Here is an 8,142-nt window from a genome sequence, read left to right as displayed (position 1 = left end):
ACAAATTCTGTAACCGTTCACCGCACAGACACAGAGACGCAGAGAAAAAATTAAAATTTATTGATAACTATTCAGCCACAGATGGACACAGATGAAACACTGAAAATTCGTGAATCGTGTCCGGTATCCGTGTCCGTAGTTAGGCTGAAGATTTTTCCTCCTGTTGTCCTCTGTCCTCTGCCTTCTGCCCTCTGGATTTATCCGTGCTAATCCGTGTTAATCAGTGGCTGAATAGTTACTTTATTTCTATGTCTTCTCTGTTCCTCTGCGTCTCCGCGGTAAAGGACTACCTGAACGGTTACTGAAATCTGCGGATTATTATACATAGTTTTCCCCAAAAAGTCAATAAAAAATGCTTGCAAAAAGGAAGAAATTGTGGTATGCTTGGAAATGACGGAGTTGATAGTGTCGTGTAGAACAAATAACGCACGAAATTGTGATAAGGCATTTGGCTCGAATAAGGTACTGGTAACTGGTGATTGGTAACTAATTACCAGTTACCAATCACCAGTTACCAATTACAGGGAGTATGCAAAAATTGAAAGATAACTCTTCTTTTCCCATACTTTTTACTCTTGCCTTATTTTCTCAATTTAAACATTTAACTGCCACTCAAGTTTCTTCCTTTCTGATAAAAATCAATAAAAGTAATAATATTTTTGATGACCCATATACCTGGATTACGGAGGTAAGTAAAAGATATGGTTTATCTGCTCATCGGTTAAATATTCATCAGGCAAAAGAAAAAGCAAAGCAATGGTTAGAAAATGGTGTTTTTGTGTTATTTATTGGTGAGCAAATCCTTTTTGCTCAGGGGAATCCAGAGATACTAAATTCCTCTAAGGCCGCGGTATTAAATTCACATAAACTTCGTGCCGTAACACCTACTACTCGCTGGCTAAAAGTAACAATAAAATTAACTCAACAGGTAATCGCAAAAAAACTGACGATTGTTTCCAGCCTTGGCATACTTACTTACGAAATAGTTACCTTTATTGCCAAACAATTTCATTCACCAGTGATTATTGTTCTGGATGAATATTTACCAGGGGTATTAACCCCTGACCTTCAAAAGGCTTTTTACGATAAATTCAGCAATATGTTTGGATTAGAAAAGACACTGTTTATCTCCCCATTCTTACCTGAAATTACCTTACCATCTCGTAAGGAACGATTGGTTACTCGCGATTACTGGGTAGTGGCTTTAGCCGAGTATCTCTTTGTAGCTGAGGCTTGTGCACAAGGGAATATCCAGAGATTAGTGGCTAAATCATTTTCAGAAAAAAAGAAGGTTACCGTATTTCGACCAACAAGATTTGACCAGAACACAAAAGGCAATCAGAATTTATTATTATCTGGTGCAGAGTCTTTGGAGGTAGGCAGTGTCATAGACACGCCACTTCAGACAGTTGAGGTAGGCAGTGTCACGGATACTCCACTCCATACAATTGAACTCGATATGGTTAAATTAGATGAGTATCTCTTTCATTATACTCGTGCCTGCCCTGGACCATGGCCAGGACAATCTTTATCTGCATATATCCAATCACTTATTGCTGGTGAATCTGATGCCGGGCATACGGCTTTTGATACCTTATGCCGAATTCTCAAAGAAAAACTTATTCGTGCCAGTAATCGGCTTATTCGGGGAAAAACGCCGGTAACTTCATTTACTGCTTGCCTACCAAATGAATTGATTAAAATCCGTAAATGGAACCCTGCTTTGATTCGCTGGACTTTTGAACCTTATGGAATCGGCATTCGGAGAAATATCCTGAAAAAGATGGCGATTAAACCAGTAATCTATGCCCCTGAATCTAAATTCAAGAAACTACCAGCGACTGAACGGTTTAGATTCCAATTACATCACTTATCAAAGAGTGATTGGACATCGGAAAAAGAATGGCGGATACCAGGTGATGTTCTCTTAAATCAGATTTCACCAGAAGATATGGTTATAGTTGTTTTTACTCTTCAAGAAGCAACCATAATCCGTGAAACCTTTCGCCTACCAGTGATACTGGCGTAAGTCGTAAGCATTCACCGACTTAAGGGAAGATATGGTTACGGAAGAGTTGTAATGAAATTTAATTGACATTTATATCGCTTCGTGCTATACTTAAGTTAAGTTGAAGGATTATGCTTGAATTTAAGTGAGGTGTAATATGCAGTTTCTTCTTTTAAATCCTAATATCTGCGTTCATTTGTGGATTCACAAAGGAAATTCCTATCAGTTAAAGAAAAGGAGATAAAAAGTGCGCGTGAATGATATTCCCGAAATCACTAAATTAAGTACGCCGGAAAAGATTTTGTTTGTTGAGAATCTGTGGGATAGTATTGCTTCGGATGAATCTGTTGTTCCTATTCCTCAAAGCCACATAGAGGAGTTGGACAAAAGGTTCAAAAGATATGAATCTGGGCGGGGGACTCTTTTATCTCTCGATGAACTTCAGGCAAAAATACAAGGTAGAAAATGATATACCCACTGCGTTTTCTTCCTGAAATCGAGGAAGATATTATCGGTGCTTATGTATGGTATGAAACAAAATCACCGGGACTTGGGGAGGAATTTCTTCGGATATTTTATGCATGTGTTGGAGGAATTCGATGGAATCCATTGCTTTATCCGAAAGTTTATAAAGAATTCCGTCGCTGTCTGCTCAGAAGATTTCCGTATAGTATTTATTACATGATAAAAGATGGCCAGATTATTGTGTATGGACTTTTCCATTGTGCACGTGCTCCCCGGACTATTAAAAGAAAACTGCAAGATCGAGAAGAACTGGAAAACCCTTAACAAAACAATCCAGCGGACTTCTCCCCTACTCATAGTGGAGGATATACAGCCTTTCAAGTTAATAGGACGCTGGTTTCTGCAGATTATCAGGATAATAAAAACTAAAGGGAATTCCTATATTTTTTCTTCATTAGTAATATTCGTTAATTTGTGGAATTCGTGTTCTTCTTTTAAATCCTAATATCTGCGTTCATCTGTAGATTCACAAAGGAAATTCCTATCAGTTGACAAACTTTACTCATTTTTCAGCCGCTACTTTATTAAAAGCGGCTCAATCTATTTCAATTCAACGCCTTTTCACAACAATATCTACGAAAAGGTTTATACAGATGAGAAGGATGTTATCCTCTTTTGGAAAACGCAGATGGTTTACTATGTCAAAACCGACCGAATTTTCAGAAGTTTGCCGGTTGAATTCCCCTCTGAATTTCTGGGAAGGAACACCCCGTCAAACTTCGTTTGCCACCCCTCTAAAAGAGTGGAATTATGAAGTGGAGTTTGAAGACGGCACAAAAATCAATACCAAAGATTTGGATTATAAAATAATTAAACCATTGATTTGGTGGGAGTAGGAATGGAGGTAAAAATATGGAAACAACAACAAAAATAGCATTATTCAAGGGCAAAAAAATCAGAAAAACCATTTATCAAAACGAGTGGTGGTTTTCGGTTACTGATGTATGCGAAGCATTGACAGATAGTGTCGATGCCGGCGCCTATTGGAGAAAATTGAAACAGCGATTAAAAGAAGAAGGAAGTGAAGTCGTGACATTTTGTCACGGGTTGAAATTGGAAGCGCCGGATGGAAAAATGCGTGAAACTGATTGCGCTAATACAGAAGGTGTTTTTCGGATTATCCAGTCAATACCTTCACCAAAAGCCGAGCCGTTTAAGAAATGGTTAGCTCATGTTGGTTACGAACGGGTGCAGGAGATAGAAAATCCTGAATTAGCAACTAAACGGACACGAATGCTTTATAAATTAAAGGGCTATTCTGACGATTGGATTGAAAAGAGGATGCGGGGCATTGCCATCCGTGAGGAACTAACAGACGAATGGCAAAAAAGAGGGGCACAGGAACAGAAGGATTATGAAATCTTAACTGCGGAAATCTCAAAAGCAACATTTGATATAACCCCAAGCCAATATAAAGAATTAAAAGGACTGAAGCGGGAAAATCTGCGTGACCATATGGATGACCTGGAATTAATTTTTACTATGCTTGGTGAGCGTGCTACTACTGAAATTCATAAGGTAGAAGATTCAATGGGCATGCCAAAATTGAAAGCAGATGCTAAAGCAGGTGGTGATATTGCTGGTAATGCTCGCAGACAGCTGGAAAGAAGATTAAAGAAATCTATCGTCTCTAAAGATAATTATTTAGAGAAACCAGAAAGTCAAAAGAGATTAAAGGGATAAATATGAGAGAATCCCAGACAACCGAATTTAAATTATCCTGGCGGGATGAATATCTTAAGTGGATTTTGCGCCTTTGCAAATACTGATGGTGGAAGATTGCTAATCGGAGTTGATGATAATGGCAATCCTGTTGGCTTAAAGGATTCAAAAAAATTGCTTGAAGATTTGCTGGAATGTAGGAACACTTCCAAAAGAAATTAAGATTGATGAATTAAAGAAAAGCCATTCATCTTATCCCAGAAATGAATTGTTGGCAGATGTGTTTTTCAAAGCAGGGTTGATAGAGGCATGGGGCAGAGGAACTATTAAAATTACTGATGAATGTAAAAAGGCGGGACTGCCTGAACCAGAATTTAAAGAAGAATTTGGCGGGTTTTTAGTTTATTTTTATAAAGATATTTATACAGAAGAAAATTTAAGAAAGATGGGATTAAATGAAAGACAGATAAAAGTGGTGATGTATGTTAAGGAGAAGGGAGAGGTAACGAATAAAGAGTATAGAAGCATGTTCGGTATAACAGATAGGATGGCTCTTATTGACTTAAATTCTTTATGCTCTATGGGTATTTTCAAAAAATTGGAATAACTGGCAGAAAAACAAAATATGTTTTAACTAAAACCCGAAATAAACCCGAAATAAACCCGAAAAACAAACAAGAAATAGGAAATAAATTCGAAAAGAAAAGTATAAACAAGAATGAGTAACTTATACTTACAAAACATCGTAGATGATATTTCTTTTGAAAACTTACCGGCAAAATGGCAGGGGTTTGATTTTGCGCGGTTTTCAAAAGACAAGACGCTTTTTGATTTTCAAAAAGAAGGGCTTCAAAACGCACTCAAAGGTTTATGGCTTTATTTTAAAGACAAAAAAGCGGACAAACAGAGTTTATTTGTTCACTATCAAACCAACGATTTTAGGGAAAACTTTGATTACGACCTGAAAAAGAGGGAAGGCAAAAAGACGGCAAAATATCTTTTAGAATATGATAAGGATTATCCCGCCATAGATTCAAAAATCCCTTTCGCACATTTTATAAACCGAATGAGCTTTTGGATGGCGACCGGCTCGGGCAAGACGCTGATTATCGTTAAACTTATTGAGCTTTTGGGCAAGCTTATTGCCGAAGAAGAATTGCTTACAGGAGATATTCTCTTTTTGGTTCACCGCGATGACCTTTTGGACCAATTCAAAAATCATGTTGAGGAATTTAACAGCTTTAACTTTAACACAAAGATAAACCTTAAAAATTTGAGAGATTACGAGAGCGTGAAGCGCGAAAATGTCCTGCCGTTTGCTAAAAACGAGATTACCGTTTTTTATTACCGTTCCGATTTGATTTCCGATGAACATAAAGATTAGTAAGCGGATTTAACGGATTTAGCGGAAAAAGAAATAAAAAAAATCCGCTCAATCCGTTCAATCCGCTTACAATAAAAAATGTAATCTGTTTAATCAGCTTACAAAAAAATTCCACCTGTGCGATTAGACTAATTCATCGCAGAGACGCAAAGGAAAAATAAATGTAAAATGTAAAATAGGAAATGAAAAATGGGAAATTTTAGTACTTCGCAAGACTCATTACCTTTCAGTTATACATTTTCATTTTACATTTCTCATTTTACATTATCCATTTTACATTTAACCGCACAGGTGGCGATTTTTCACCGATTGAAAAACAGAAAATCGTTTTGAAAACACTTTTGCTTTGGTGGTGTCTGAAAATAACTCTAATAGTGAAATCTATGCAGATTTGGTGTCCAAAAGGGATTTCCTCCAAAGAGCAAAATGCAAAACTCGTTTATAGTTTATGGTTTATAGTGTATAGTTTATAGTCCTTCAACTATAAACTATCAACTATAAACTATAAACTATAAACTATAAACTATCTTTGCCAAAGTTCAGTAAAATTATCTCTTTCCTTTCAGCGTTAAAATACTTGAAGCAAAGATATTACCAAATTCCTCCAACTCTTTGAGAAACCCTGCTACTTCCTCTTTGAAATTTGATTTGTAATTTTGCATTTTGATATTTATATTTGATATTTAATATTTGATATTTGATATTTATTTGTTGTCTCCCTCAAATCCTATTTTGCAGAACCCTATACACTATTTTAACCTTTATGCTAGATTAAGACACCACCGAATTTTTCATAAACCTTACCTATGTCAGTGACAGTGTCAGTGTCAGTTAAGGAAATGTTTTCAACCCTTCCAACTCCTTCAACCCTTTCAACACTTCCAACTCTTCCAACATTCTTCTGCAATTTCTGCCCGCTTTAGTCTGAGGTCTGATGTCTATAGTCTACTGTCTGAATCACAGATCCTCTTCTACCAATAAATTCAGCAATAGCCCTTAGCGGGTCAGCCTTATGATTAAAATTCTTAAGACAGGATATTGCAGATTCAATTAATATTGTCACTTGCTTTTTTGATGATTCAATACCATAGACCGCCGGGTAGGTTAATTTCTTCTTAACTAAATCACTTTTTCTGTCTCTTCCCTTTATCCCTTCTTCAAGGTCTAATAAATCATCGACAATTTGAAAAGCTAAACCAATATGTTCTCCATATTGAGTTAATAAATGTAATTGTTTTTTATCTCCACCACCTAAGATAGTTCCTACCTTCACGGCGGCACAGATTAAAGCACCTGTTTTATGGGTATGGATATACTCAAGGGTCGGAACATCTAATATTTCACTATCTTCAGATTCAATATCAACCACCTGTCCGCCAATCATTCCGGATGTGCCAATAGCCTTTGATATTTCTTCATAAACTTTTATTACCCGAGCAGGTGAGTTTTTAATTTTGGACAATAAGTAAAAGGAATGAGTAAGTAAGGCATCACCAGTGAATATAGCGATTGCCTCATTAAATTTTTTATGGCAGGAGGGTTTTCCTCTTCTAAAATCATCGTCATCAATAGCCGGCAGGTCATCATGAATGAGTGAATAAGCATGAATTAATTCTATAGCGGCCGCCGCCTGGAATAATCCTTTATTGTTGCCACCTACCGATTCCCCTGCGGTTAACACCAAAATAGCCCTTATTCTTTTCCCGCCTGAAAAAACCCCATAGCGCATTGCCTCATGAATAACCTTTGGATATTCATCAACCTTAGGCAAATAATAATCCAATGCCTCCTCTATTATATTTTTCTTTGATACTAAATATTTCTCTATATCCATAACATTCTCTCATGTTCGTGCACCACTAAAGAAGATAGTGGACATTGTAATCTTAAATATGGGGATGTAAACCATTCCTCCCGCATGCATATGATATGTAAGTATTAATCAGCCATCAAAAGTTATAGAAGACTGTGGTGAACTAACTAAGTGTTAAATAACGATACGTTAGTTGGTAATTTTAATTAATTTTAAATCTCTATTTTTTATTTCTTTTAAATATTGAGATGGTGTTTTATAGTTTAAAGATTTAAGTCTTTTATTCATATTATAGTCATTAATAAACTCTATCAATTTACCATTCATTTCTATTATACTCTGAAAGAGATATTGTGTCAATATTTTTTTCTTAATTCGTTTATTGAAGTTCTCCATCATTCCATTAGTCCAAGGATGTTTGAATTTGATAGTTCTATGTTGTATTTTGTTTTCTTGACAAATCTTGTCAAAAGGGTGAGTTTTCTTGGTCTTCTTTCCTTTTGGCAATGCTTTATAACTAAATTCAGCTCCATTGTCAGTTAGGATATAGTTAATCTTGTAAGGATAGAAAGGACAGGCTTGTTTTAGAAATATAGCCCCTGTTTCTTTATTCTTTCTTTTACCGTAACTATTCAGCACAATTATTCGATCTGTGCGGTTAGAAGAGAAACCTCCCCGCATTAAGGTTAAAGACGTACTCTCCCTTCTCCGCCGCTGGCGGGGGATTAAGGATGTGAAAATCTTCTCAAC

Annotated in this window: 11 protein-coding genes; 8 read left to right on the top strand and 3 right to left on the bottom strand. The window is 36.4% G+C overall.

Annotation, left to right across the window (positions count from 1 at the left end; translation table 11 throughout):
- Nucleotides 1–529: 529 nt before the first annotated feature.
- The 8 genes from AB1422_13770 to AB1422_13735 all read left to right on the top strand — a co-directional run bounded on the left by AB1422_13770 (nt 530) and on the right by AB1422_13735 (nt 5,579).
- Complete coding sequence (locus AB1422_13770) at nt 530–2,029, top strand: hypothetical protein (protein ID MEW6620380.1); 1,500 nt, start codon at nt 530–532, stop codon at nt 2,027–2,029.
- Between the two features lie 226 nt (nt 2,030–2,255).
- Nucleotides 2,256–2,477 (top strand): addiction module protein, encoded by a 222-nt coding sequence (locus AB1422_13765; GenBank protein ID MEW6620379.1) that lies wholly within the window; start codon nt 2,256–2,258, stop codon nt 2,475–2,477.
- Complete coding sequence (locus tag AB1422_13760; protein MEW6620378.1) at nt 2,474–2,797, top strand: type II toxin-antitoxin system RelE/ParE family toxin; 324 nt, start codon at nt 2,474–2,476, stop codon at nt 2,795–2,797. The genes AB1422_13765 and AB1422_13760 overlap by 4 nt, the downstream gene beginning before the upstream one ends.
- A 224-nt stretch (nt 2,798–3,021) precedes the next feature.
- Nucleotides 3,022–3,369 (top strand): hypothetical protein, encoded by a 348-nt coding sequence (locus AB1422_13755; protein ID MEW6620377.1) that lies wholly within the window; start codon nt 3,022–3,024, stop codon nt 3,367–3,369.
- Nucleotides 3,370–3,385: 16 nt separating this feature from the next.
- Nucleotides 3,386–4,216, top strand: coding sequence for a Bro-N domain-containing protein (locus AB1422_13750; GenBank protein ID MEW6620376.1), 831 nt, complete (start codon nt 3,386–3,388; stop codon nt 4,214–4,216).
- 45 nt (nt 4,217–4,261) lie between these two features.
- Nucleotides 4,262–4,417 (top strand): ATP-binding protein, encoded by a 156-nt coding sequence (locus AB1422_13745; GenBank protein MEW6620375.1) that lies wholly within the window; start codon nt 4,262–4,264, stop codon nt 4,415–4,417.
- Nucleotides 4,374–4,802, top strand: coding sequence for an ATP-binding protein (locus AB1422_13740; GenBank protein ID MEW6620374.1), 429 nt, complete (start codon nt 4,374–4,376; stop codon nt 4,800–4,802). Before AB1422_13745 ends, AB1422_13740 begins: the two co-directional genes overlap by 44 nt.
- Nucleotides 4,803–4,913: 111 nt before the next feature.
- Nucleotides 4,914–5,579, top strand: a complete 666-nt coding sequence (locus AB1422_13735; GenBank protein ID MEW6620373.1) for a DEAD/DEAH box helicase family protein — start codon at nt 4,914–4,916, stop codon at nt 5,577–5,579.
- Nucleotides 5,580–6,345: 766 nt separating this feature from the next.
- Here AB1422_13735 and AB1422_13730 read toward each other — a convergent pair.
- The 3 genes from AB1422_13730 to AB1422_13720 all read right to left on the bottom strand — a co-directional run.
- Nucleotides 6,346–6,486 (bottom strand): hypothetical protein, encoded by a 141-nt coding sequence (locus AB1422_13730; protein MEW6620372.1) that lies wholly within the window; start codon nt 6,484–6,486, stop codon nt 6,346–6,348.
- Between the two features lie 12 nt (nt 6,487–6,498).
- Nucleotides 6,499–7,413 carry a polyprenyl synthetase family protein gene (locus AB1422_13725; GenBank protein ID MEW6620371.1) on the bottom strand — a complete coding sequence of 305 codons (915 nt, stop codon included), beginning with the start codon at nt 7,411–7,413 and terminating at the stop codon, nt 6,499–6,501.
- Nucleotides 7,414–7,581: 168 nt separating this feature from the next.
- Nucleotides 7,582–8,142 (bottom strand): integrase core domain-containing protein (locus AB1422_13720; GenBank protein ID MEW6620370.1); only part of this gene is annotated, 561 nt, incomplete at its 5' end.

The sequence above is a fragment of the bacterium genome, from assembly GCA_040757115.1.
In the GTDB taxonomy this organism is placed as follows: domain Bacteria; phylum UBA9089; class CG2-30-40-21; order CG2-30-40-21; family SBAY01; genus JBFLXS01.
The sequence above is the reverse complement of the archived record's forward strand: the minus strand, read 5'-3'. Positions and strand labels throughout refer to the sequence as shown.

What these genes read in the sequence shown, in the direction of transcription:
- AB1422_13770 (MEW6620380.1), top strand. Translation starts at nt 530, where the DNA reads ATGCAAAAATTGAAAGATAACTCTTCTTTTCCCATACTTTTTACTCTT.
- AB1422_13760 (MEW6620378.1), top strand. Translation starts at nt 2,474, where the DNA reads ATGATATACCCACTGCGTTTTCTTCCTGAAATCGAGGAAGATATTATC.
- AB1422_13750 (MEW6620376.1), top strand. Translation starts at nt 3,386, where the DNA reads ATGGAAACAACAACAAAAATAGCATTATTCAAGGGCAAAAAAATCAGA.
- AB1422_13745 (MEW6620375.1), top strand. Translation starts at nt 4,262, where the DNA reads ATGAATATCTTAAGTGGATTTTGCGCCTTTGCAAATACTGATGGTGGA.
- AB1422_13735 (MEW6620373.1), top strand. Translation starts at nt 4,914, where the DNA reads ATGAGTAACTTATACTTACAAAACATCGTAGATGATATTTCTTTTGAA.
- AB1422_13725 (MEW6620371.1), bottom strand. Translation starts at nt 7,413, where the DNA reads ATGGATATAGAGAAATATTTAGTATCAAAGAAAAATATAATAGAGGAG.